At 67.8% G+C, this 22228-nt stretch carries 23 protein-coding genes and 1 pseudogene; 10 read left to right on the top strand and 14 right to left on the bottom strand.

The window, feature by feature from the left end; translation table 11 throughout:
- Positions 1-23 precede the first annotated feature (23 nt).
- The 3 genes from AC07YH_RS20375 to obgE are packed head-to-tail and all read right to left on the bottom strand — an operon-like array spanning position 24 to position 3756.
- Positions 24-1553, bottom strand: coding sequence for a UbiD family decarboxylase (locus AC07YH_RS20375; protein WP_494748782.1), 1530 nt, complete (start codon positions 1551-1553; stop codon positions 24-26).
- An 11-nt stretch (positions 1554-1564) separates the two neighbouring features.
- Positions 1565-2695, bottom strand: coding sequence for a glutamate 5-kinase (proB, locus tag AC07YH_RS20370; protein ID WP_494748781.1), 1131 nt, complete (start codon positions 2693-2695; stop codon positions 1565-1567).
- The gene (gene obgE / locus AC07YH_RS20365; RefSeq protein WP_494748780.1) at positions 2692-3756 is read right to left on the bottom strand and encodes a GTPase ObgE; all 1065 of its coding nucleotides are present in this window, start codon (positions 3754-3756) and stop codon (positions 2692-2694) included. The genes proB and obgE overlap by 4 nt, the downstream gene beginning before the upstream one ends.
- 217 nt (positions 3757-3973) lie before the next feature.
- Here obgE and AC07YH_RS20360 point away from each other — a divergent pair, with 217 nt between their 5' ends.
- Positions 3974-4933, top strand: a complete 960-nt coding sequence (locus AC07YH_RS20360; protein ID WP_494748779.1) for a hypothetical protein — start codon at positions 3974-3976, stop codon at positions 4931-4933.
- 127 nt (positions 4934-5060) lie between these two features.
- On the opposite strand, the gene AC07YH_RS20355 is transcribed toward AC07YH_RS20360, so the two are convergent.
- From AC07YH_RS20355 to rplU, 3 genes are all read right to left on the bottom strand, one after another.
- Positions 5061-5594, bottom strand: a complete 534-nt coding sequence (locus AC07YH_RS20355; RefSeq protein ID WP_494748778.1) for a GNAT family N-acetyltransferase — start codon at positions 5592-5594, stop codon at positions 5061-5063.
- Between the two features lie 189 nt (positions 5595-5783).
- The gene (gene rpmA / locus AC07YH_RS20350; RefSeq protein ID WP_099581738.1) at positions 5784-6053 is read right to left on the bottom strand and encodes a 50S ribosomal protein L27; all 270 of its coding nucleotides are present in this window, start codon (positions 6051-6053) and stop codon (positions 5784-5786) included.
- 31 nt (positions 6054-6084) lie between these two features.
- Positions 6085-6651 carry a 50S ribosomal protein L21 gene (gene rplU, locus AC07YH_RS20345; RefSeq protein WP_494748777.1) on the bottom strand — a complete coding sequence of 189 codons (567 nt, stop codon included), beginning with the start codon at positions 6649-6651 and terminating at the stop codon, positions 6085-6087.
- 203 nt (positions 6652-6854) lie between these two features.
- Here rplU and AC07YH_RS20340 point away from each other — a divergent pair, with 203 nt between their 5' ends.
- Positions 6855-7484: a hypothetical protein gene (locus tag AC07YH_RS20340; protein ID WP_494748776.1), complete on the top strand. Its 630-nt coding sequence runs from the start codon at positions 6855-6857 to the stop codon at positions 7482-7484.
- 40 nt (positions 7485-7524) lie between these two features.
- Positions 7525-8655, top strand: coding sequence for a CobW family GTP-binding protein (locus tag AC07YH_RS20335; RefSeq protein WP_494748775.1), 1131 nt, complete (start codon positions 7525-7527; stop codon positions 8653-8655).
- Between the two features lie 63 nt (positions 8656-8718).
- Here the strand turns inward: AC07YH_RS20335 and AC07YH_RS20330 are convergent, their stop codons facing one another.
- Together AC07YH_RS20330 and AC07YH_RS20325 are read right to left on the bottom strand one after the other, a co-directional pair.
- Entirely contained in the window at positions 8719-9156 is a 438-nt protein-coding gene (locus tag AC07YH_RS20330; protein WP_494748774.1) for an ExbD/TolR family protein, read from the bottom strand.
- Positions 9157-9304: 148 nt separating this feature from the next.
- Positions 9305-9754, bottom strand: a complete 450-nt coding sequence (locus AC07YH_RS20325) for a biopolymer transporter ExbD (RefSeq protein ID WP_494748773.1) — start codon at positions 9752-9754, stop codon at positions 9305-9307.
- 263 nt (positions 9755-10017) lie between these two features.
- Between AC07YH_RS20325 and AC07YH_RS20320 the strand changes: the two genes are divergently transcribed.
- Positions 10018-11052, top strand: coding sequence for a WD40 repeat domain-containing protein (locus tag AC07YH_RS20320; protein ID WP_494748772.1), 1035 nt, complete (start codon positions 10018-10020; stop codon positions 11050-11052).
- Here the strand turns inward: AC07YH_RS20320 and AC07YH_RS20315 are convergent.
- Entirely contained in the window at positions 11049-11711 is a 663-nt protein-coding gene (locus AC07YH_RS20315) for a nitroreductase (RefSeq protein ID WP_494748771.1), read from the bottom strand. The two genes, AC07YH_RS20320 and AC07YH_RS20315, sit on opposite strands and share 4 nt — an antisense overlap.
- A gap of 85 nt (positions 11712-11796) precedes the next feature.
- On the opposite strand from AC07YH_RS20315, the gene mtgA reads away from it, so the two are divergent.
- On the top strand, positions 11797-12495 hold the full coding sequence (mtgA, locus tag AC07YH_RS20310; RefSeq protein ID WP_494748770.1) for a monofunctional biosynthetic peptidoglycan transglycosylase: 699 nt from the start codon (positions 11797-11799) through the stop codon (positions 12493-12495).
- Between the two features lie 11 nt (positions 12496-12506).
- Here mtgA and AC07YH_RS20305 read toward each other — a convergent pair whose 3' ends face one another.
- On the bottom strand, positions 12507-13115 hold the full coding sequence (locus tag AC07YH_RS20305; RefSeq protein ID WP_494748769.1) for a hypothetical protein: 609 nt from the start codon (positions 13113-13115) through the stop codon (positions 12507-12509).
- Positions 13116-13153: 38 nt separating this feature from the next.
- Positions 13154-14608 carry an FAD-dependent oxidoreductase gene (locus AC07YH_RS20300; protein WP_494748768.1) on the bottom strand — a complete coding sequence of 485 codons (1455 nt, stop codon included), beginning with the start codon at positions 14606-14608 and terminating at the stop codon, positions 13154-13156.
- A 100-nt stretch (positions 14609-14708) separates the two neighbouring features.
- Here AC07YH_RS20300 and AC07YH_RS20295 point away from each other — a divergent pair, with 100 nt between their 5' ends.
- Complete coding sequence (locus AC07YH_RS20295; protein WP_494748767.1) at positions 14709-15158, top strand: MarR family winged helix-turn-helix transcriptional regulator; 450 nt, start codon at positions 14709-14711, stop codon at positions 15156-15158.
- Here AC07YH_RS20295 and AC07YH_RS20290 read toward each other — a convergent pair.
- Positions 15155-15943, bottom strand: a complete 789-nt coding sequence (locus AC07YH_RS20290; protein ID WP_494748766.1) for a TOBE domain-containing protein — start codon at positions 15941-15943, stop codon at positions 15155-15157. The two genes, AC07YH_RS20295 and AC07YH_RS20290, sit on opposite strands and share 4 nt — an antisense overlap.
- Positions 15944-15982: 39 nt before the next feature.
- Here AC07YH_RS20290 and modA point away from each other — a divergent pair, with 39 nt between their 5' ends.
- Together modA and modB are read left to right on the top strand one after the other, a co-directional pair.
- Positions 15983-16732, top strand: coding sequence for a molybdate ABC transporter substrate-binding protein (gene modA / locus AC07YH_RS20285; RefSeq protein ID WP_494748765.1), 750 nt, complete (start codon positions 15983-15985; stop codon positions 16730-16732).
- A 2-nt stretch (positions 16733-16734) separates the two neighbouring features.
- Complete coding sequence (modB, locus tag AC07YH_RS20280; RefSeq protein WP_494748764.1) at positions 16735-17409, top strand: molybdate ABC transporter permease subunit; 675 nt, start codon at positions 16735-16737, stop codon at positions 17407-17409.
- Between the two features lie 180 nt (positions 17410-17589).
- Here modB and AC07YH_RS20275 read toward each other — a convergent pair whose 3' ends face one another.
- Complete coding sequence (locus AC07YH_RS20275; protein ID WP_494748763.1) at positions 17590-20019, bottom strand: TonB-dependent receptor; 2430 nt, start codon at positions 20017-20019, stop codon at positions 17590-17592.
- A 90-nt stretch (positions 20020-20109) separates the two neighbouring features.
- Here AC07YH_RS20275 and AC07YH_RS20270 point away from each other — a divergent pair.
- Positions 20110-20224 (top strand): annotated as a pseudogene (locus AC07YH_RS20270) (hypothetical protein); the annotation flags it as partial.
- Here AC07YH_RS20270 and AC07YH_RS20265 read toward each other — a convergent pair.
- On the bottom strand, positions 20220-21404 hold the full coding sequence (locus AC07YH_RS20265; RefSeq protein ID WP_494748762.1) for an acyl-CoA dehydrogenase family protein: 1185 nt from the start codon (positions 21402-21404) through the stop codon (positions 20220-20222). The pseudogene AC07YH_RS20270 and the gene AC07YH_RS20265 overlap by 5 nt on opposite strands.
- Before the next feature lie 92 nt (positions 21405-21496).
- Between AC07YH_RS20265 and AC07YH_RS20260 the strand changes: the two genes are divergently transcribed.
- On the top strand, positions 21497-22228 hold a 732-nt coding region (locus AC07YH_RS20260; RefSeq protein WP_494748761.1), incomplete at its 3' end, for a helix-turn-helix transcriptional regulator.

Here is a 22228-nt window from a genome sequence, read left to right as displayed (position 1 = left end):
GCGAGCGCCGACTCGTGGAAACGCTACTTCCAGATCGGGGTCCCGTCTCCCGGCAAACCCAGGCGAGCCCATTTTTCCGTAACGGATTCAATCACCGATTGGTCCATGCGGATCTCCTCGCCCCACTCGCGCTTGGTCTCGGGCGGCCACTTGTCGGTGGCGTCCAGGCCGATCTTGGAGCCCAGGCCGCTCTCGGGGCTGGCGAAGTCGAGATAGTCGATCGGGGTGTGCTCGATCACCGTGATGTCGCGGGCGGGATCCATCTTGGTGCTGATGGCCCACATCACGTCCTTCCAGTCGCGGGCGTTGATGTCGTGGTCCACGACGATCACCCACTTGGTGTACATGAACTGGCGCAGATAGCTCCAGACGCCCAGCATCACGCGCTTGGCGTGACCGGGATAGGCCTTCTTCATCGAGACCACGGCGATGCGGTAGCTGCAGCCCTCGGGCGGCAGCCAGAAGTCGACGATCTCGGGGAACTGCTGGCGGATCAGCGGGATGAACACCTCGTTCAGCGCCTCGCCCAGCACCGAGGGCTCATCCGGCGGCCGGCCGGTGAAGGTGGTGAGATAGATCGGGTCCTTGCGCATGGTGATCGCCGTCACCTGGAAGACCGGGAACTTCTCGACGCTGTTGTAGTAGCCGGTGTGGTCGCCGTACGGGCCTTCGTCCTCGAACTCATCGAGCAGGACGTGGCCCTCGATGACGATCTCGGCGTGGGCCGGGACCATCAGCGGCACGGTCTTGGCCGGGACCAGATCGACCTTGGCCCCACGCAGCAGGCCGGCGAACTGGTACTCCGACAGGGTGTCGGGCACAGGCGTCACGGCGGCCAGGATGGTGCCGGGATCGGCCCCCAGCACGGCGCAGGCGGGCAGGGGATCCTTGTTGCCCGCCTTCTTGTGGCGAGCGTAGTGCTGGGCTCCGCCGCGATGGGCCAGCCAGCGCATGATGCACTTGTCCTTGGAGAGGACCTGCATCCGGTAGATGCCGAGGTTGAAGTCGTCCTCGCGGTCCTTGCCCGGACCCTTGGTGACGACCAGCGGCCAGGTGATCAGCGGCGCCGGCTCGCCCGGCCAGCAGGTCTGGACCGGCAGCTTGGTCAGGTCGATCTGGTCGCCCGTCAGGACGACCTCCTGCACGGGCGCCTTCTTCACCGTGCCGGGACGCATGCTCATGACCGTCTTGGCCAGGGGCAGCATGTCGATGGCGTCCTTCAGGCCCTTGGGCGGCTGGGGCTGGCGCAGGAAGGCCAGCAGCTCGCCGACCTCGCGCAGCTCGCCGGCGGTGGTGCGGGGTTCGCCGCCCAGGGTGACGCCCATGGCCACGCGCTTGACCGTGCCGAACAGGTTGGCCAGGGCCGGCATCGCCGAGCGCGAGCCGTCGGGCAGCAGCACGTGCTCGAACAGCACGGCCGGGCCGCCGGTGGCCAGCAGGCGCGTCTGAATCTCGGTCATCTCCAGCACGCTGGAGACCGGCTCGGTGACACGCACCAGCTCGCCCTTGGCCTCCAGGACGTCGATGAATTCGCGCAAGGAACGATAGGCCATGGGGATACTCGTCAGTTCGCGACGGCGAGGTCGTCGGCGTGGATCATCGGGCCTTCGGTGAAGCCCAACTCGGCCTCGATGGCGTCGGAGCGCAGGCCGGCGATGCGGTGGGCGTCGGCGCTGTCGTAGCGGACCAGGCCCCGAGCGACTTCGGCGCCGGTCTCGTCGCGGACGCGGACGGCGTCGCCCTTCTCGAACGGGCCTTCGATAGCGCGGACCCCGGCGGCCAGCAGGCTCTTGCCGGTGGTCAGCGCCTTGGCGGCGCCGGCATCGACCGTCACCCAGCCCTGCGGGGCCAGCGAGCCGGCGATCCAGGCCTTGTAGGCGGCGGCGGGGCTGGCCCCAGCCTCGATCAGGGTGGCCTTCTCGCCGTCGGCGATGGCGGCCAGCGGGCGCGGGCGCGAGCCCAGCGTAATGAGCGTGGCGCAGCCGGCGGCGCGGGCGATGCGGGCGGCGGCGATCTTGGTGGCCATGCCGCCGGTGCCGACCCCGGCGGCGGCGTTGGCGCCCTCGGCCATGCCGGCGATCTCGTTGGTGATCTCGGTCACCAGCGGGATGTGCGCGGCGTTGGGGTTCTTGCGCGGATCGGCGGTGTAGAGGCCGTCGATGTCGGACAGCAGCACCAGCAGGTCGGCGCCGGCCATCTGGGCCACCCGCGCGGCCAGGCGGTCATTGTCGCCGTAGCGGATTTCCTCGGTGACGACGGTGTCGTTCTCGTTGACCACCGGCACGACGCCCAGGCCCATCAGGGTCTCGGTGGTGGCGCGGGCGTTCAGCCAGCGGCGGCGGGTCTCGGTGTCGTCGCGGGTCAGCAGGATTTGGGCGACGCCGACGCCGTGCGGCTCGAAGGCCTCTTCCCAGGCGCGCATCAGCAGGGACTGGCCGGCGGCGGCGGCGGCCTGCTTCTCGGGCAGGGTCGCCTTGCGGCCGGAGAGGCCCAAGCGGCGCCTTCCGAGGGCGACAGCGCCCGACGAGACCACCAGCACCTGCTTGCCGTCAGCGCGCAAGGCCGCGGCGTCGGCGCAGAACGCCTCCAGCCAGGCGCGGTTGGCGGCCCCCGTCTCGGCGTCGACCAGCAGGGCCGAGCCGACCTTGAACACGATGCGGCGGGCTTTCGAGAAAGCCTCGGCGGCCTGGCTCACGGCGTCCAGCCCCCGGGGGTCTCCTCGATATGATCCTCGTCCTCGTCGATATCCGCCTCGAGATCGCCCTTGCGGATGCGCACCTGCTTGTAGGCGGCGCGCAGCAGCTCGGTGACGCCCTGGCCCGAGACGCCCGAGACCAGGAACGGCTTGATGCCCGACACCTGCGTCAGCTCGGCGATCTTCTCGGCGAGGGTGTCCTCGTCGAGGGCGTCGATCTTGTTCAGGGCCAGGATCTCGGCCTTGTCGGCCAGGTCCTCGCCATAGGCTTCCAGCTCGCCCCGGATCGTCTCATAGGCGCCGGCGATGTCGTCCTGCGTGCCGTCGATCAGGTGGATCAGCGTGGCCGAACGCTCGACGTGACCCAGGAAGCGGGTGCCTAGCCCTGCGCCTTCCGACGCGCCCTCGATCAGGCCGGGGATGTCGGCGATGACGAAGCGTTCGCTGGTCGACAGGTCCACGACGCCGAGGTTCGGCGTGAGGGTCGTGAACGGATAGTCGGCGATCTTCGGCTTGGCGGCGCTGGCGGCGGCCAGGAAGGTCGACTTGCCCGCGTTGGGCAGGCCGACCAGGCCGACGTCGGCGATCAGCTTCAGCCGCATCCAGATCCAGCGTTCCTCGCCTTCCTGTCCGGGATTGGCGTATTTCGGCGCCTGGTTGACCGGGCCCTTGAAGTGCAGGTTGCCCCAGCCGCCGTTGCCGCCCTTGGCCAGCAGCAGGCGCGCGCCCACGTGGTCCAGGTCGGCGATCAGCGTCTCCTTGTCCTCTTCGAGGATTTCGGTGCCGACCGGAACCTTCAGCAGCACGTCGTCGCCGGCGGCGCCGTGGCGCGCGCGGCCCATGCCGTGGATGCCCGTGCCGGCCTTGAAGTGCTGCTGGTAGCGGTAGTCGATCAGGGTGTTGAGGCCCTCGACGGCCTCGATCCACACGTCGCCGCCGCGGCCGCCGTCGCCGCCGTCCGGGCCGCCGTACTCGATGTACTTCTCGCGGCGGAACGACACCGATCCGCCGCCGCCGTTACCGGAGCGGATGTAGATCTTGCATTGGTCCAAGAATTTCATGGCGCTCTTTAGTCCCAAGGGGTCCCGCGCGTCGAGCCAAAATGGCTCCTGGCCTTACGTAACGGCATCCACACCGGGTCTTCGAAGTGTGACGCTTGGCCGCTATGAAAAGCGTGACCGCTGTTCGTCGTCGTGACGAAATGTTAAAACAGATGGTGCGACAAAGTGTCTTGGCAGCGTAACCGCCGTAATATCTCGGCGGAGTGGGAGGCTGACCTTGGCTACGGCAGAAGACAGCAAGGCGATACTGGCGGGGGATCTGCGCGATTTGTCGACGCAGGAGCTTCACCGTAAGTATAGCGCCGAGGCTTCGGTCCACCGCAACATGTTGATCGCGCGCGGCACGGGCATCGCCCCTCAATGGCGCGACTTCAAGGCCTTCGTCGCCGAGGTCGGCGTCAAGCCGTCCTCCGAGCACACCCTCGTCCTGCTGAATCGCTACGAGCGCACCTACGGTCCGGGCCGGGCCCGCTGGATGACCGCCGAGGAGCAGGCCGCTCACGAAATCGAATTCGACCGCCTGCGCGCTGAAAAGCAGCGTGAAGAACAGCTGGTGATGCACCAGGCCGCCGCCCAGAAGCGCGCCAGCGCGCCGGGCGCGCCGTCGTTCGGCCAGTTCACGCCGATGGCCGGCAAGCACGTGGCCTTCACCGATGTCGCCCGCAAGCTGGCCATCCCGGTTGCGGCCCTCTCCAAGACCATGCCGGCCGGCACCTCGGCCGACGAACTGGTCAAGCGCTCGGCCGTGGTCAGCGAGCTGATCAACGAGCAGGCCACCTGGCTGCCGCCGGACCCGGCGCGCAAGGCCGGCTTCTTCGAGGCCTACCGCATCTGGCACCTGCAGGTGCAGCCGCAGTTCGGCCGCGCCGCCACCCCGACCTTCCTGTTCCTCTACATCGCCCTGCCGGTCATGAAGCAGTGCCGCGACGAGCTGATGGACCTGGACCTGTGGAACCCGCTGGGCCAGCGGGCCATGGCGGCTCGCGACAGCCACGTGTCCTGGAAGAAGTACACCGAGTTCATGCCGCGGGCTCAGGTGGCGCTGATGGAGATCCCCATCTACGCGACCTACTCGCTGCTCAGCGACCTGGACGCCCTGTGCGAGCGGATTGTCGTCGCCGAGAAGCGCTTCCGCGAAGGCCCGCAGAAGGTGATCCACACGCACCGGGCGGCTTAAGAACAAAGATGCTCCACCGCTGGGGGAGCTGTCGGCGAAGCCGACTGAGGGGGCCATCTCGGTCTAGGCCGCGCTGCCCCCTCCGGCCCTCTGGGCCACCTCCCCCAGAGGGGGAGGATCTAAAGCCCTAGGCCAGCCACACCATCATCCGCGTCGCCGCCGGTTCGCCGCGCGCGATCGAGGGCTTGTGCTCGACGACGCCGGTGTACAGGAACCCGGCCTTGACCAGCACGCGGCCCGAGGCGTCGTTGTCGGCGAAGTGGCCGGCCACGACATAGCGCTTCTTCCAGGCCGCCCGGGCCCAGTCCAGCGCGCCGCGCGCCGCCTCGGTGGCGAAGCCCTGGCCCCAGTAGGGCCGGCCGATCCAGTAGCCCAGCTCGACCGTGTTCTCAGCGGTGGTGAACATGCCGATGACGCCGACCAGGCCTTCGCCCTCCAGCGCGATGGCGAAGGTGTTGTCGCGCGAGCGGTCCTGCGCGCCGCAGCGGGCCACGAAATCCTCGGCGTGGTCGCGGGTATAGGGCGAGGGCATGCGCGTGGTCATGCGCGCCACGTCAGGATCGACGCAGAAGCTGGCCACGCGCCCGACATCGGCCTTGGCCGGGGCGCGCAGGGTCAGCCGCTGCGTCGCGATGACGGGTCTTTCCTTGATAGCGCTCATCGGCGCCTCCCAGAGTTTCCGGCCTCTCTTGATCGGAGACCGTGACGCCGCCATGGCGAAGTTCGTTTGATTTGGCGGCGAGACAAAACAAAAGCGGGGAGCCCGGCGTTCCGGACTCCCCGCTAGAGATCGTCTGTCCGGATCGTCTTCTTGGTAAGAAGCACGACCCGAATGAACTCTGGTTCGTGCTTACTCGGCCGGTTGCGCGGCCGGAGTCACCGTCACGTACGTGCGGTCATGCTTCTTGGTCACGAAGCCCACAGCGCCTTGCACGAGGGCAAAGAGGGTGTGGTCCTTGCCGATGCCGACATTGGCGCCCGGATAGAACTTCGTGCCGCGTTGACGCACGAGGATGTTGCCGGCGAGAACCTTCTCGCCGCCGAACTTCTTCACGCCAAGGCGCTTCGATTCTGAGTCGCGACCGTTGCTGGACGAGCCGCCTGATTTCTTGTGAGCCATCTTGCTCTCCTACCTTTAGAAGGCGTCGCCCTTAGGCTTCGCCTTCCTCCGTGGTGGCGGCGGCCTTCTTAGGGGCGGCCTTCTTCTTCGGGGCGGCTTCAGCGGTCGCTTCGACGGCGGCGTCAGCAGCCTTCGGAGCCTTCGCGGCCTTCTTCGGAGCCGGAGCGGCTTCCGTCGAGGTCGGGATGCTGAACGGCACGGCGGCGTCGCCGAGGCCACGAGCGCGGGCGTTCAGGATGACCTTCGGGGTCAGGTCGATCGACCCTTCCCACTTGGCTTCCTGGCCAGCGCCGACGACCGACGTGACGCGCACGACGGATTCGAACTGGCGGTGACCGCGGGTGCGGCGATAGCCCTGGCGACGGATCTTCTTGAAGATCTTCACCTTCTCACCCTTGCGGGTTTCGATAAGCGTGCCCGAGACGACAGCGCCGTCCACGAGAGGGGCGCCGACCGTCACGGCCTCGCCTTCGCCAAGCATCAGGACTTCACCAAAGGCCACGGCAGCGCCGGGTTCACCTTCGAGCTTTTCGACAACCAGCAGGTCGCCGGCTTGAACCCGGTACTGCTTGCCGCCGGTTTTGATCACCGCGTACATAGGTTTAGCGCCTTAAAAACGTGCGTTCGCAAAATAGGGAACGCCCGCTCGGAAACCCGGCGGGCGAAGAGGGCGCGACTTATACAGCCAGAAGGCCGGGAGTCAACGCCGTTAGGGCGGATTCAGCCGACCACGGCGCTTAAGTGCGATTAGGCGGCCACGCCCTCTGGGTTGTTACTTTATAACGCGCTATATGCCGTGACGTGAACTCGACCTTCTTCACCTCTATCGCCGTCACCGGTTTCGTCGTGGCCTTCCTGCACGCGGCCCTGCCGACTCACTGGCTGCCGTTCGTGCTGGTCGGTCGCGCCCAGAAGTGGTCGACGGGGCGGACGCTGGGCGTCACCCTGCTGGCCGGCCTGGGCCATGTGGGCCTGACGATCGCGCTGGGCCTGGGCCTGGTGGTCGCGGGCCTGGCGCTGGAGCCCAAGCTGGGCGGCCTGTTCCACTGGGTGGTCGGCGGCCTGATGGTGGCCGTGGGCCTCTTCTATATGGCGCGCGGCCGTCACAACCATGCCCTGCCGGACGCCGGTCGCCGGACCTACGCCTCGGACCGCGCCGCGATCATCGCCCTGGTCACCCTGCTGACCCTGTCGCCCTGCGAGGCCTTCCTGCCCTATTATCTGGCGGGCATGCAGCACGGCTGGCAGGCCTTCCTGGTGCTGAGCGGCGTGCTGATGGCCGCCACCTCGGCCGGCATGCTGATCTTCACCAGCCTGTCCCTGGCCGGCTTCAAGCGCCTGGGCCTGCAGTGGGTCGAGCGCTACGAGGAGACCATCCTGGGCGTGGCCCTGGTGCTGGTCGGCCTGGCTGTTGCGTTCTTCAAGACGTAAGCGGCTTTCACTCCGCCTCACGGCCTCCTAAATAGCGGCCATGACCCAGACCGCTCCCGCCTCCGGCAAGATCCCCGTCACCGTGCTGACCGGCTATCTCGGCGCCGGCAAGACCACGCTGCTCAACCGCATCCTCACCGAGGAGCACGGCAAGAAGTACGCCGTGATCGTCAACGAGTTCGGCGAGGTCGGCATCGACAATGACCTGGTGGTCGGGGCCGACGAAGAAGTGTTCGAGATGAACAACGGCTGCGTCTGCTGTACGGTGCGCGGCGACCTGATCCGCGTCCTCCAGGGGCTGATGAAGCGCCAACCTACTAAGGGAAAGGGGGGCGGCTTCGACGCCATCATCGTGGAAACGACCGGCCTGGCCGATCCCGGCCCGGTGGCCCAGACCTTCTTCGTCGATGACGACGTCAAGGCCCGCACGGCGCTCGATTCGGTCACCGCCGTGGTCGACGCCAAGCACATCCTGCTGCGTCTCGGCGACAGCAAGGAAGCCGTCGAGCAGATCGCCTTCGCCGACCAGATCGTGCTGAACAAGACCGACCTAGTCTCGGAAGACGACCTGCGCCACGTGGAAGCCCGCATCAAGCGCATCAACCCGCTGGCCCCGATCCACCGCGCCCAACGCTCGAACGTCCCGCTGGACGCCATCCTGGGCAAGCACAGCTTCGACCTGGAGCGGATCACCGAGCTGGAGCCGTCGTTCCTGAACCCGGCCCACGGCGAGGACGGCCACGTGCACGACGAGCACTGCGGCCACGACCATCACCACCATGATCACGACCACGGGCACGTCCACGACGAACACTGCGGTCACGACCACCACGATCATGGCCATGACCATGGTCACGCCAGCGCCATCCACGACGACGGCGTCAAGGGCGTCTCCCTGACGCTCGACAAGCCCGTCGACGGCCAGAAGATCACCGCCTGGCTCAACGACCTGCTGGCCAAGCGCGGTCCGGACATCCTGCGCGCCAAGGGCATCATCGACGTGAAGGGCGAGAACAAGCGTCTGGTGTTCCAGGCCGTCCACATGATCCTGGAAGGCGACTTCCAGCGCGAATGGACCGACAAGGACAAGCGCTACAGCCGCATGGTGTTCATCGGCCGCGACCTGGACGAGGCCGAGCTGCGCAAGGGCTTCGAGGCGACGGCGGCCTAAGGGGCCCCTTCAGTCCGCAAAGCAAAAAGCCCCGGAGCCTGTGCTCCGGGGCTTTCTTGTTTCTCAGTGCAGGTCTTCGTTGACGATGCCGACCTTGGTCCAGCCGTTGTCGTGGACCGCGTTGATGACGCCCATCAGCGCCTCGTAGGGCACGTCGGCCTGGGCGCTGATCATCACCCGCTGCTCGCCGCGCGCTCCGGTCTCGCCACTGGCCTTGAAGCGGGCGTTCAGGTCCGCCGCCAGGGTGTCCAGCCGCGTCGCTTGGCCGGCCAGGAACAGCCCGCCGGAATTCTGGATCGAGATCACCACCGGCTTGCTGGGCGAGGCCTCATCCGAAGGCGGCGGCAGGTCCAGCTTGATCGAGGTCACCGCCGTCGGCACGGCGACCATGAAGATGATCAGCAGCACCATCAGGATGTCGACGAAGGGCGTGACGTTGATGTCCGCGTTCTGGCGCACCGCATAGCGGCCGCCACCGCCGCCCGAGAGTTTCACCGCCATGGTCTTTCCCTCCTCGTTTCGAAGTTACGTTTGTAGATTGCGCTTGTTTCTACAATTGTAAAGTCGCGAGTGCGCCGTAGGGATTTGGACACGAAAAAGGGGCCCGGCGTCGCCGCCGGGCCCCTGATTTTCGAGATCGCCGAAGCTGCTAGTGCAGGTCTTCGTTGATCAGGCCGACCTTGAACCAGCCCGAGGTCTGGAGTTGGTTCAGGACGCCCATGAAGTCGGCGTACAGCACGTCGGCGTCGGCGCGGATCATGACGCGTTGATCGTCCTTCGGGCCCGATTGGCCGTTGGCGGCGAACTTGGCGTTCAGATCGGCTTCCAGGCCGTCGAGGCTGGTTTGCTTCTCAGCGATGAAGATCGCGCCCGACTTCTGGATCGAGATGAAGACCGGTTCCTTCGGCTTCGGCGCGTTCGGGGGCGGCGGAACCGCCGGCGGAAGGTCGATCTTGATCGAAGTCACGGCCATGGGAACCGCGACCATGAAGATGATCAGCAGAACCAGCAGGATGTCCACGAAGGGCGTGACGTTGATTTCGGAATTCTGGCCCAGCGAATAACGGCCACCGCCGCCGCCAGCAAGTTTAGCCGCCATAGCCTGACTGTCTCCCAGAAGGCCGCGCCAACACGGGCGCGCCTGAAATGTCGTTACCTCGCCACGTCTGGCGTAGACGGGCGCGGAAGTAAAGCCCGACGACGCATTGCAATGGCAACCCCCTTTTCGACTCTTTTTGACCGAACGCCGTTCGAACGTGCAGCTTCATGGGTATGGGTTCGCCTGGGGCGCGAAATGCGCCAACGGGGCGGGCTTTTGGAAAGAGTCTGGTCGTCGGGGCTCTCGTGTCTTATCTCGCGCGCATGATCTTTTCTTTCGACGCCTTCGTCACCGACGCCCTGTTCGACCGCTCGGGCCGCGCCCTGTTCGCCCTGGGCGACGGCACCGTCCGCCTCCAGACGCCGGAGGGATTCGTCACCGTCGAGGCCCACGGCGGCCCTATGGGCGCGGCCGTTCTGGCTTCGGCCGTCCACCCCAGCGGCAATGGCGTCGTCACCGGCGGCGACGACGGCAAGGTGGTCTGGAGCCGAATCGAGGGCGGCGAGGTGGTCGCCACCCTGATCGCCGAGGTGAAGAACAAGTGGATCGAGCATGTGGCGACCAGCGCCGCCTCGGGCCTGATCGCCTTCACGGCCGGCAAGGAGGTCCATGTCCGCGACGTCGCCGATCCGGCCTTCGCCCGCGCCTTCACGCATGAGAAGACGGTGTCGGGCCTGGCCTTCGAGCCCAAGGGCCGGCGCCTCGCCAGCGCCTCCTACGGCGGGGCCTATCTCTGGTACGCCCGCATCGCCGACCAGAAGCCGACCGTCCTGAAGTGGGCCGGCAGCCATATCGCCGTGGAATTCAGCCCGGACGGCAAGTTCCTGATCTCGTCGATGCAGGAGAACCAGCTGCACGGCTGGCGGCTGTCGGACAGCAAGGACATGCGGATGGGCGGCTATCCGTCCAAGATCAAGAGCGTGGCCTTCTTCGACAAGGGCGCCCTGCTGACCACGGCCGGCGCCTCGGGCGCGGTCATCTGGCCGTTCGCCGGCGCCAACGGCCCGATGGGCAAGGAAGCCGCCGAGATCGGCTTCTCGCGTGATTCGATGGTCGTCCGCGTGGCGGGGATCGACGTCCAGCCGGTCTGCCTGGCCGGCCAGGACAACGGCAAGATCTGGGCCGCCCACATGCGCAACGGCCGCATCGAGACCCTCAAGGCCGAGAAGGGCGCCCCGATCAGCGCCCTGTCGACCAGCGCCGACGGCAAGTTCTTCGCCTGGGGCGACGAGAGCGGCGAGGCCGGCGTGATCGAGATCCCGGACCTCAGCGGGCCGAGGCAGTTCGCGGGCGGCTAGAACCCCTTCAGCTCCCCCCACTCCTCGAACGGGGCGCGCTGGGAGCGGAAGTTGTTCACTGGCGCGGCCTCGTCGCGATAGCCCAGGGCCATGCCGGAAAACAGCATGTGGCCCTCCGGCAGGCCGACATGGTCGTCGACGATCTTGTTGTAGTGCGACCAGAACTCCTGCGGACAGGTGTCCAGGCCCCGCTCGACGGCCAGCAGCATGAAGGTCTGCATCAGCATGCCGACGTCGCTCCACTGCGGCGGGCCGCAGCGGCGGTCGATCGAGAAGAATAGCTGCACGGGCGCGCCAAAGCCCTGGCCGTTGGTCGAGAACCACATCAGGCGCTGGACCTTGTCCTCGCGCGGGATGCCCAGCGCGCCGTACATGTCCTCGCCGACCTGGAAGCGGCGCGTACGCAGCGGCTCCCACAGATTGGCCGGATAGACGTCGTATTCGGTCGGATCGGGCGCGGCGACGCGGGCCAGCATGGTCGCCTTCAGCTTCTCCAGCGGCTCGCCGGCGACGGCCTGCACCCGCCAGGGCTGAAGGTTCCCGCCGGACGGCGAGCGGGCGGCGGCTTCCAGCAGTTCGCGGACCACGGCCCCATCGACCGGATCGGGCTTGAAGGCGCGCACCGACATGCGGCGGTTGACGGCGTCGATCACGTCCATCGAAGGCTCCCTTAACCCGTGTGCATTTATGCCGCGCGACAGCGACGGTCGCTCTGGTTAGCATCCGTCCGCAAGGTCAAGACAAGTGGACTTCTGGGGGCGTTACGTGCGGCGGCTTCTGCGGAATATCGCGCTGGCTCTGTTCATCGTGCTGGTGGCCGGACCGGTGGTGACGGTGATTCTCTATCGCTTCGTCCCGCCGCCGGTGACGCCGCTGATGGTCATCCGCGCCGTCGAGGGGCGGGGCCTGGATCACCGCTGGATGTCGATCGACAAGGTCGCCCCGGCCCTGCCGCGCGCCCTGATCGCCGCCGAGGACGCCCGATTCTGCGAGCATCACGGCTTCGACTTCAACGCCCTGCAGAAGGCCTATGCCAACAACGAGGCCGGCAGGAAGATCCGCGGGGGCTCGACCATCAGCCAGCAGACGGCCAAGAACGTCTTCCTGTGGCCGGGGCGCTCCTATGTCCGCAAGGGCCTGGAGGCCTGGTTCACGGTGCTGATCGAGCTGCTGTGGGGCAAGGAGCGGATCATGGAGGTCTATCTGAACTCCATCGAGTTCGGCTCGGGCATCTATGGCGCCCAGGCCGCCTCGCAGCGCTATTTCGGCGTCGACGCCGACAAGCTGACCCAGGCCCAGGCCTCGCGGCTGGCCGCGATCCTGCCCAGCCCGCTGAAGTGGCGGGTGATCAAGCCGGGCAAGTACGTGGCCAAGCGCACCCAGAAGATCGGCAAGGCCTCGGGGACGGTGCGCCGCGACGGCCTGGCCGCCTGCGTGGGCTAGGGCTTCGTGGGCTAGCGCTTCTTGCCGGCGACCTCGGCGCCGGCGATCTCGCAGACCTGGTGGCGCCATTCGAGATCGGCGTCGCCCATGTCGAGGTCCGAGAAGGCGACCTCCTCGCCGGCCGGGATGGCGCGGCGCAGCACGCCGGACACGGTCCCGGCGTTCTCGCGGCCCACCGAGAGGTAGCATTTCAGTTTCGGGTTCCGGACCGTGACGTCGGCGCCGTTGAAGATCTTGCCGCTCAGCAGGACCGTCCCGCCATGGCCCTTGGTGGTCTGGATGTCGCTCAGCTCCATGTAGCGCTGGGGATTCCGGGCGACATCCTCGGCGTCGACGGTCGCCGGAGGCGGCGGCGCGGCGGGGGCGGGCTTGGTCTCGGCGGTCGGCGTGGCGGCGGCCGGCGCGGGCTTGTTCTCCTGCCCGGGCTTGACGCGCATGCTGTCGGGCGCGGCCAGGGCGATGAAGATCGGAACGCCGAAGAAGAACGCCAGCAGCATCAGGAACGCGCGCAGCCGCGTCCCGAAGACCGGCCAGCGCCGGCTGGGGCGGATGATGAACACCACCGCCGCCACGCAGGCCGGAATCCACAGGATGATCAAGGCGTAGATCACGAACGTCATGGAAGGCCCCCGTGCGCGTCCCTGGCGCGCGGGGCTATCTAAGGTAGCTTCGCCGTGGTTTCCAAGAGATAGGCTTCGACCGCCGCCTCGTCGCCCGCTCGGCCGATCGTGGCGATGTAGCCGTCCGGGCGGATCAGCACGAAACCGCCGGGCGGCAGGCCGTAGGCGTCGGCGAACCAACCGTCGGTGTCCGTTAGCTCGGCGACGACCAGGCCGGGGCGCGGCGCGATGGTGGTCTTGCCCAGCAGGGTCCAGTGCGGGCCGGCGAGGACCTCGAACACGCGCCGACCTTGGCACGGTGCATCCGGGGCGCGGTCGCCGGGCGCGACCTTGGCCTCGACGCCGAGGTCCAGCGACAGAGCCGAGCCTTCGTAGCCGAGGTCCAGCTGCCGAGCCTCGCGGCCGCGCTTCATGCCCTGACGGGTTATGGCCTTGGCCAGCAGGTCGGTGGAGAGGCCCAGCACGCCGGCGGCGATTGGGCGGCGCTCGGCTTCGTAGGTGTCGATCAGGCTCTCCGGCGCGCCGGCCAGCACGGCGGCCAGCTTCCAGCCGAGATTGTAGGCGTCCTGGATGCTGGTGTTCAGGCCTTGCCCGCCGGTCGGTGGATGGATGTGCGCCGCGTCGCCGGCCAGCAGCACGCGCCCGACCCGGTAGCGGTCGGCCAGGCGGGCGTTGAGGCCGTACACCGAGGTCCAGAACACCTCTTGGACCACGATGTTCTCGCGACCCGTCCGTTCACGGATCAAGGCGTTGAGGCCCTCGACCGTCAGCCCCGCCTCGCCGTCCTTCGGCGCGTGGCCCTGGATCTGCATGAGGTCGGTCCCGGCCAGCGGGCAGAACGACACCTGGGCCGTCTCGCGGGTCCCGAACACGTGCCAGGCGTCGCGCGACAGGCCCGTCAGCCTGGTGTCGGCGACCATCGCCTGGCCCGGCATGGTCTTGCCCGGGAAGCCGATATCCAGCGCATGGCGCACGAAGCTGCGGCCGCCGTCGGCCCCGACCAGCCAGCGGGCGCGGAGCGTGCGGCCATCGGCCAGGGTCGCGGTGACGCCCTCGGCGTCCTGGTCGATCCCGATCAGTTCGGCGCCGTATTCGGGCGTGTGGCCCAGGTCGGCCAGGCGCTGGCGCAGGATGGTTTCGGTCATGAACTGCGGCAGCATCAGCGGCGCGGCGTAGGGCTCGGCGGGGGAGGGCGTCGCGCCTTCGCCGATCGCCGTCTCCTCGAAGCTGCCGTCCGGGGCGTAGTTGCGCACCGGCGGATAGGGACCGCCCGTCGCCAGCATCGGGGCCAGGACGCCGAGGTCCTCGAACACCTCCAGGCTGCGCGGCTGGAGGCCCTTGCCGCGCGAGCCCCGGAACGCTTGCGGGGCCTTGTCGATCAGATGGAAGGCGACGCCCCGGCGGGCCAGGTCGATGGCCAGGGTCAGGCCGGCCGGACCGGCGCCGGCGATCAGGATGTTGGTGGTGTCGGGAGTGGATTGGGAAGAGGTCATCCGCATCTCCTGTCGTGTGCGCTATGCACATATATCGTGTGCAAAAAGCACATAAATCCAGGACTGGACGGCGTCAACATAAAACGTGCAAAATGCACCCATGGTCACCGTGTATCGAGACATCCACTTGGCGATGATGGACCTCGCCGGGCTCCTCAATCGCCCCCAGGTCGATGATGTCCTGCTGCGCGAAGCGGGCGTGTCGCTGGATAGGGCGCTCTTCCCGCTCCTGGTGCGCATCGAGCGTAAGGGCCCCATCGGTGTGGTCGATCTTGCAGACCTAGCCGGCCGGGACCATTCCGTGGTCAGCCGCCAAGTCGCCAAGCTAGAGAGTCTGGGCCTGGTTGAGCGCCGTCCGAACGCGACCGACAAGCGCGTGCGCGAGGCGGTGGTGACGGAGAAGGGGCAGGAGTACGCTGACGCGCTCGATGCGGCGCGTCAGCGGCTGGCCAAGCCGATGCTGGACCAGTGGAGCGCTTGGGACCTGCAGGAACTGGCCCGCCTGCTGCGCAAGTTCGTCGATGAGGCGAATGAAACGCTGAAGACCTAGTCGACCGCCAAGATCACATCCGCTGCCGCGATCTGGGTCTCGACCTTGGCGCCGACCGTCAGCGCCCACGCCGCGTCTTCCGGCCTCAGCGTCGCCACCAGCGACTTCCCCGCAGAGAGCGCGATCGTCACCTCGGCCGAGGTCTCGCCGGCCTCGCGGTCGACGATTTCGCCGGCCAGGCGGTTGTCGGCGTCGCCCTCGCCGATCCGCACGAAGCTGGACTTGATCAGGGCGATGGCCGCCCGGCCGGGCGCGAGGCCCAGGTCTTCGACGCTGCGCTGGGTGATCGAGGCGTGGAGGACGAGGCCCTCGGCCAGCGACAGGGTCACGGTCGCGGTGACGCCGTCGCCCTCCACCGCCGTCACCACACCGCGCAAGGCGTTGCGGGCGCTGGTGCGCAGGCCCAAACTCCAGAGCAGTTCGGCGTCGCCCGACAGGTCCGCCTCCAGCCTTGCGAAGGCCGCGCCGACCTCGCGCTCGGCGGCGCGGAAGGCGCGGATCACCGCCTGGCCGCGTGGGGTGACCTCGGCCGTCCCGCCGCTCTTGCCGCCCGGCGCGGCGCTGACCAGGGGCGCGTCGAACAGGTTGTTCAGCGCCTGCACCCCGTCCCAGGCGCCCTTGTACGAGAGGCCGACCTGCTTGGCGGCGGCGCTGATCGAGCCCAGGGCCGCGACGGCTTCCAAGAGGGCGATGCGCTCCAGCCCCACCCGGGCCAGGCCGCCGCGCTTGAGGATCAGGGAGGCGCTGAAATCGTCTTCGCGAGCCACTGTTTCACCGTTATGCATGAGAGCTACATAACCGCAGCGCCCCCATAGGATTATCAGATGATCGCCCGCCGTCCGATGTTGATCGCCGCGCTTCTGTCGTTGACGCTGGGCGGGACCGCCTTCGCCGGCGAGACCAAGGTGGCCGTGGCCGCCAACTTCACCGAGGCGGCCAAGGAGATCGCCGCCAAGTTCAAGGCCAAGACCGGCCACGACGCGACCTTGAGCTTCGGCTCGTCGGGCCAGTTCTACACCCAGATCGCCAATGGCGCGCCGTTCGAGGTGTTCCTGTCGGCCGATGTCGAGCGTCCGCAGAAGGCCGAGGCCGAGGGCCTGGCGGTTCCGGGTTCGCGCTTCACCTACGCCACCGGCCGCCTGGTGCTCTACAGCAAGACCCCCGGCCTGGTGGACGGCAAGGGCGCGGTGCTGAAGACCGGCAAGTTCGAGAAGCTGTCGATCGCCGACCCCAAGGCCGCGCCCTACGGCCAGGCGGCGGTCGAGACCCTGACCAAGCTGAAGCTGTACGACACGCTGAAGCCCAAGATCGTCCAGGGGACCTCGATCACCCAGGCCTTCCAGTACGTCCAGACCGGCGCGGCCGAGCTGGGCTTCGTGGCCCTGTCGCAGGTGATCACCGAGCAGGGCGGCTCGCGCTGGGTGGTGCCGGCGGCCAACCACACCCCGATCGACCAGCAGGCCGTGCTGCTGAAGACCGGGGCCAACAGCGAGGCGGCCAAGGCCTTCCTGAAGTTCCTGAAGAGCGGCGACGCCAAGGCGATCATCAAGCGCTACGGCTACGAGGTCCGCTGATCGTGACAGAGGTCCTGTGGCTGACGGGCAAGCTGGCGGGGATCACCACGATCCTGCTGCTGGCCCTGGCCACGCCGCTGTCCTGGTGGCTGGCGCGCGGGCGCTCGCCCCTGCGCACGCCGGTGACGGCGCTGGTGGCCCTGCCGATCGTGCTGCCGCCGACGGTGCTGGGTTTCTACCTGCTGATCGCCCTGGGGCCAAAGAGCCCGCTGATGGTGCTGTTCCAGCCGTTCGGAATCCGCACCCTGGCCTTCACCTTCGAGGGCCTGGTCATCGGCTCGCTGATCTATTCGCTGCCGTTCGCGGTGCAGCCGCTGCGTAACGCCTTCCTGGCCATCGGCGACGAGCCGCTGGAGGCCGCCGCCTGTCTGGGGGCCACGCCCTGGCAGCGGTTCTGGCGGGTGGCCCTGCCGCTGTCGATCCCGGGCTATGTCGCCGCCGCGATCCTGGTCTTCGCCCATACGGTGGGCGAGTTCGGGGTGGTGATGATGCTGGGCGGCAATATCCCCGGCGAGACGACTGTACTGTCGACCGAGATCTTCCGTCTGGTCGAGGGGCTGGAGTGGGGCGAGGCGCATCGCCTGTCGCTGCTGCTGCTGGCCTTCGCGTTCGTGGTGCTGTTCACGCTGCTGGGGCTCGAGGCCCGGTCCAAGATCCTGCTGCGGACCCGGACGTAAAAAAGGAGCGCGACGTCGCCGCCGCGCTCCAGGGACCGAGATCGAGGGCCCGTCCTCGCCCTTCGACGAGCTCAGGGTGAGGACTACGGCGGTTCAGTAGGAAACCTCATCCTGAGCCTGTCCCCCGGGTCCGACCGAAGGTCGGCCCGAGGATGAACTCCGGACGAGGTTTCCGGCTCATCAGAATTTCCAGTTGAGGCTCGCCCCCCAGGTCGTCGGCTTGCCGGGGAAGCGGACGACGACGTTGGCGTTGCTGCTCACCGCGCTCCAGTAATATTCGTCGGTGATGTTGCGGCCCCAGATCGACAGGTCCCAACCCTTGTCGGGATTGCCGATACCGAGGCTGGCGTTCAGCAGGCCGTAGCTGTCGATCACGAACAGCGGATTGCCGTCGAGATCGGCCTGCGACTTGGACTGGTAGCGGCCGTTCAGGGCGGCGTTCAGCTCCAGTCCGCCGCCGATCGGCTGGTGGAAGAGGGCCGTCAACCCGCCCTGGAACTTCGGGCTGTAGAGGAACGGCGCGCCGTCGAAGCTCTGGGTCTGGCCAGCGGCGTTGATGCCCGTGTAGCCCTTCACTTCCGTGTGCAGCAGGGTGGCCGAGGCGATGAAGGTCAGGGCCCGGCTGGCGCGCCAGGTGATGTCGCCGTCCAGGCCATGGGCCTCGGCCTTGGGCACGTTGGCCAGCCGCGCCAGGGCGGTATAGATCGGGTCGGCGAAATAGACCGACAGCTGCTTGTCCTGGTAGTCGTAATAGAAGGCCGACAGGTTGGCCTGGACCCGGCGGTCGAAGAGGCCGGCCTTCACGCCCACCTCGTAAGCGGTCAGCATTTCCTGCGTCGCTGGAGCGTTCTGGGTCGAGATGTTGGCGGCGTTGATCGGGGTCGCGCCGGCCTTGGCCCCGCGCGAGACCGAGCCGTAGACCAGCACGGTCTCCGAGGCCGTCCAGTCCAGGGCCACGCGCCAGGCGAGGTTGTCCTCATCCAACTTGGACTTCACCAGGCCGAAGCTCTTGGTCGCCGGGTCGAAGGTGTTGCAGCCGTTGGTCGTGATCGGCGCCACCAGGCCATAGGCGCCGGCGAACAGGGCCCGGTTGACGACATTGACGTTGACCAGCATCGAGCCGTTGTAGTCGCGCGAGCAGCCGACATAGTCTTGTTTGTCCTGGCTGTAGCGGATGCCCAGGGTCAGCTTCAGGTCCTGCGCCAGCTGGCGGTCGGCGTTGGCGAACAGGCTCCAGGTGTCGGTCTCGATATTGCCGACGTCCTCATAGGTGCGGAACGCCTGGCTCATCTGCAGGGCGGTGTAGCCGAAGCTGTTGAACGGCGTGGCCAGCAGGGTCGAGCCGACATAGCGGATCGTGCCGACATTGGCGTTCTGGCCCAGCAGGGTGCGGTTCATGTCGAGGATCTTGTCGTGGGCGACATAGCCCCCGACCAGCCACGAGCCCTTGTCGGTGACGCCTTCCAGATGGAGCTCCTCGGCGGTCGACTCGATCTCGCCGTGGGCCTTCTGGATCAGGATCTCGTAGGGCGCGCCGCTCCAGTCGAAGACCGCGTCGCGGGTCAGCTTGTTGTAGCTGGTCAGCGAAACGAGCGTGACATGGTCGGCGACGTCCCAGGCGATGCGCAGCTTGCCGGCGTCGAACTTGTCGTCCTCGCGGTAGGGATCGCGGATGCCGACGCCTGCCCCGGCGTCCGTCCCGCGCACCGACAGCGGCGCCCAGTCGGCCTGGCTGGCCTTGGTCGGCTTGTTATTGGCGATGTAGCTGACGATGCCGGGCGCGTTGAACGGGCTGGCGGCGGTGGCGGGCGTGAAGCCGATGCCTTGCGCGGCGACGGTGTCGGACTTGTTGCGCCAGCCCGAGTACGAGAGGTCGATGTCGACCTTGTCGGTCGGCTGGAAGGCCAGCGAGGCGCGCCAGCCGTCGCGGTGGTTCTCGCCCAGGTGCTCGCCGCGGGTGTTGCTGACCTGCCAGCCCTTGTCGCTGTCCTCGGTGCGGAAGGCGAGGCGGCCTTGGACACGCTCGCCCAGCGCGCCGCTGACCATGCCCTCGAAATTGTGGGTCTTGTAGTTGCCGACTTCCGCCGTGAGGGCGCCCTCGAACTCCTGCGTCGGCTTGTTGGTCACGAAGTCGATCAGGCCGGCGGTGGTGTTGCGGCCATAGAGCGTGCCTTGCGGGCCTTTCAGCACCTCGACCCGCTCCAGGTCGAAGATCGGGCCGGTGTTCATGAACGGATAGGCGTAGGCGACCTCGTCCCAATAGGTGCCGACGGTCGAGGTGGCCGACAGGTTGATGGTGTTGAAGCCGATGCCGCGCAGCGTATAGGTCGGCACGCCCTGATAGCTCTGACTGACCGTGAAACTGGGGGCGACGGTGGAGAGGTCCTTGGGGTCGGTGACCCGCAGCTGCTGCAGGGCCTGGCCGCTGAAGGCCTGGATCGGCATGCCGACGCTGTTGGCGGTTTCCTCGCGGCGCTGGGCCGTGACCACCAAGGTGTCGATCGTCAGGCTGTCGTCTGGCTTTTGCGCCTGGGTTTGCGCCATGGCGGGGGCCGCCATCAGCAGGGCGAGCGCCGACACGCTCACAGTCAGGCGCGTGGGTCCTGGCATCGTCTACCTCCCTCTTGGCCGCGCCTGCATTGGGCGTTGGCTCTATCGGGGAGCGTGCGGGTCCCTTACTCGCGTAACAAGCTATCGGAAATGATAGGGACGGACCGAAACCTCGTCCTTCGACAAGCTCAGGATGAGGTTTCTACTCGAGCGCTTCAGTAGCCCTCATCCTGAGCCTGTCGAAGGACGAGGGCGGCCCCTCAGAGCCCCAAGACCAGCTTGGCGATGATGTCGCGCTGGATCTCGTTGGAGCCGCCATAGATCGAGGCCGCGCGGTTGTTGAGGTAGCGGGCCATGGTCGTCAGGCCGTGCTCGGGGCCGACGGGGCTTTCGTTCGAGCCGGCCTCGCGGGCCTTGGGCTGGTGTGGGGCGATGTAGGTCGCCAGGGCCTCGACGCCCAGTTCATCCAGGCGCTGGAGCTGCTCTGAGCCCTGGAGCTTGAGGATCGACGAGGCCGGGCCGGGTTTGCCGCCGGCGGCCAGGGCGGAGAGCACCCGGCGCTCGGTGATATCGATGGCCAGGGCTCCGATCTCGGCCTCGGCTAGGCGGCGGCGATGGTGGACGTCGTCGAGGATGTCTTCCGCCTGCGCCATGCTCCGCAGGCGCTCCAGCCCCGCGTGCAGCCCGGCCGCGTAGCCGCCGCCGCGTTCGAATTCCAGGAGGTGCTTGGCGACCGTCCAGCCCTGGTTCTCCGCGCCCAGGCGGTCGACCTGGGGCGTGCGGACGTCGTCGAAGAACACCTGGTTGACCTCGTGCTCGCCAGCCAGGGTGACGATCGGATCGACCTTGATGCCCGGCCGGTTCATCGCGATCAGCAGGAAGGTGATGCCGGCCTGCGGCTTGCCCTCGGCGGAGGTGCGGACCAGGCAGAACATGTGGCTGGCCCAGTGGGCGTGGGTGGTCCAGATCTTCGAGCCGTTGAGGAGGTAGTCGTCGCCGTCGGGCGTGGCGCGCATCTGCAGGGACGCCAGGTCCGACCCCGAGCCCGGCTCGGAATAGCCCTGGCACCAGTAGTCCTCGCCCGACAGAATGCGCGGCAGGTAGCGAGCCCTCTGCTCGGGCGTGCCGAACGCCATGATCGCCGGCGCGACCATCCGCAGGCCCATCGGCGCCAGGTTCGGCGCGCCGGCGCGGGCGCACTCGGCGAAGAAGACGTGGCGCTGGATGTCGCTCCAGCCGGGGCCGCCGTACGCGACTGGCCAGGTCGGGGCGGCCCAGCCTCGCGCGTGCAGGATCTTCTGCCAGGCCAGGCTATGGGTCTTGTCGCAGAAGACGCTGGTCATCCGCCGGCCGGCCTCGCGCAGCGGCGGCGTCAGGTTCGCATCCAGGAAGGCGCGGACCTCGTCGCGAAAGGCCAGGTCGTCAGGCGACAGTTCCAGATCCACCCGCGTTTCCTTCCGCCAGCATCGTCGGGGAAACTTGCGGAGGGGCGGGGGCGGCGCGCAAGCTATCGGAACCGATAGGGGAAGCGGTCTCGATGCTCAGCAAGGCGGACGACATCGAACGCCTGAAACGGGTCACGATCCTGGCCGAGCGGGTCCGCGACCTCGGGGCCGAAATCGGTCTGCCGTACGTGGCGGCCAGCGCCGACATCTCCAGTCCCGAGCCGATGCTGGGCGCGGACGGCAAGCCTCTGGCCGAGACGACCTTCGAGTGGCTGGACAACGCGGTGCGCTACTGGCGCGACCGGGCCTTCGCGCTGCGGGCCCCGTTCATCCTGGCCGCGCGCTACTCGGCTGAGCCGTTCTTCTATCACGAGGGCCGGTTCGCCAGCTGGCGGCCTCTGGCGCGGCTGGAGGCGATCGAGGTGCGCGAGGCGGCCCAGGCCTTCGGCATCGAGGCGGCGATCATCGCGCCGACCTACCTAACCGGCGGGGTGATCGGGGCGGTGGTCTGGGCCTCGTCCAAGCCGGTCGCGGACCTGCCGGCGCTGTACGCGGCGCGGGCGGATGAGCTGCACGGCGCGGCGTTGCGGCTGGTCTGCGCCTATCGCGACGGCCTGGGCGACGACGCTCCGCCGGTGCGGCTGACCAAGCGCGAGGTCCAGTGCCTGAAATGGGCGGCGGCCGGCAAGACCGACGCCGACATCGCCCAGATCATCGGCATTTCAGGCCCGACCGTCCGCTTCCACGTCCAGAACGCGGCGCTGAAGCTGCGGGTGGCGGGGAGGGCGCAGGCCATCCACCGCGCGGCGGGGCTGGGGTATATC

The sequence above is a fragment of the Caulobacter sp. GW456-12-1-14-TSB4 genome (assembly GCF_059424195.1).
The sequence above is the reverse complement of the archived record's forward strand: the minus strand, read 5'-3'. Positions and strand labels throughout refer to the sequence as shown.

Coding starts and splice junctions, on each gene's coding strand:
- AC07YH_RS20335 (WP_494748775.1), top strand. CDS start 7,525: ATGACCCAGACCGCTCCCGCCTCCGGCAAGATCCCCGTCACCGTGCTG.
- modA (WP_494748765.1), top strand. CDS start 15,983: ATGATCGCCCGCCGTCCGATGTTGATCGCCGCGCTTCTGTCGTTGACG.
- AC07YH_RS20275 (WP_494748763.1), bottom strand. CDS start 20,019: ATGCCAGGACCCACGCGCCTGACTGTGAGCGTGTCGGCGCTCGCCCTG.
- AC07YH_RS20355 (WP_494748778.1), bottom strand. CDS start 5,594: ATGAGCGCTATCAAGGAAAGACCCGTCATCGCGACGCAGCGGCTGACC.
- AC07YH_RS20375 (WP_494748782.1), bottom strand. CDS start 1,553: ATGGCCTATCGTTCCTTGCGCGAATTCATCGACGTCCTGGAGGCCAAG.
- AC07YH_RS20330 (WP_494748774.1), bottom strand. CDS start 9,156: ATGGCGGTGAAACTCTCGGGCGGCGGTGGCGGCCGCTATGCGGTGCGC.
- rplU (WP_494748777.1), bottom strand. CDS start 6,651: ATGTACGCGGTGATCAAAACCGGCGGCAAGCAGTACCGGGTTCAAGCC.
- rpmA (WP_099581738.1), bottom strand. CDS start 6,053: ATGGCTCACAAGAAATCAGGCGGCTCGTCCAGCAACGGTCGCGACTCA.
- AC07YH_RS20300 (WP_494748768.1), bottom strand. CDS start 14,608: ATGACCTCTTCCCAATCCACTCCCGACACCACCAACATCCTGATCGCC.
- AC07YH_RS20290 (WP_494748766.1), bottom strand. CDS start 15,943: ATGCATAACGGTGAAACAGTGGCTCGCGAAGACGATTTCAGCGCCTCC.
- AC07YH_RS20295 (WP_494748767.1), top strand. CDS start 14,709: ATGGTCACCGTGTATCGAGACATCCACTTGGCGATGATGGACCTCGCC.
- obgE (WP_494748780.1), bottom strand. CDS start 3,756: ATGAAATTCTTGGACCAATGCAAGATCTACATCCGCTCCGGTAACGGC.
- AC07YH_RS20305 (WP_494748769.1), bottom strand. CDS start 13,115: ATGACGTTCGTGATCTACGCCTTGATCATCCTGTGGATTCCGGCCTGC.
- AC07YH_RS20315 (WP_494748771.1), bottom strand. CDS start 11,711: ATGGACGTGATCGACGCCGTCAACCGCCGCATGTCGGTGCGCGCCTTC.
- AC07YH_RS20320 (WP_494748772.1), top strand. CDS start 10,018: ATGATCTTTTCTTTCGACGCCTTCGTCACCGACGCCCTGTTCGACCGC.
- AC07YH_RS20325 (WP_494748773.1), bottom strand. CDS start 9,754: ATGGCGGCTAAACTTGCTGGCGGCGGCGGTGGCCGTTATTCGCTGGGC.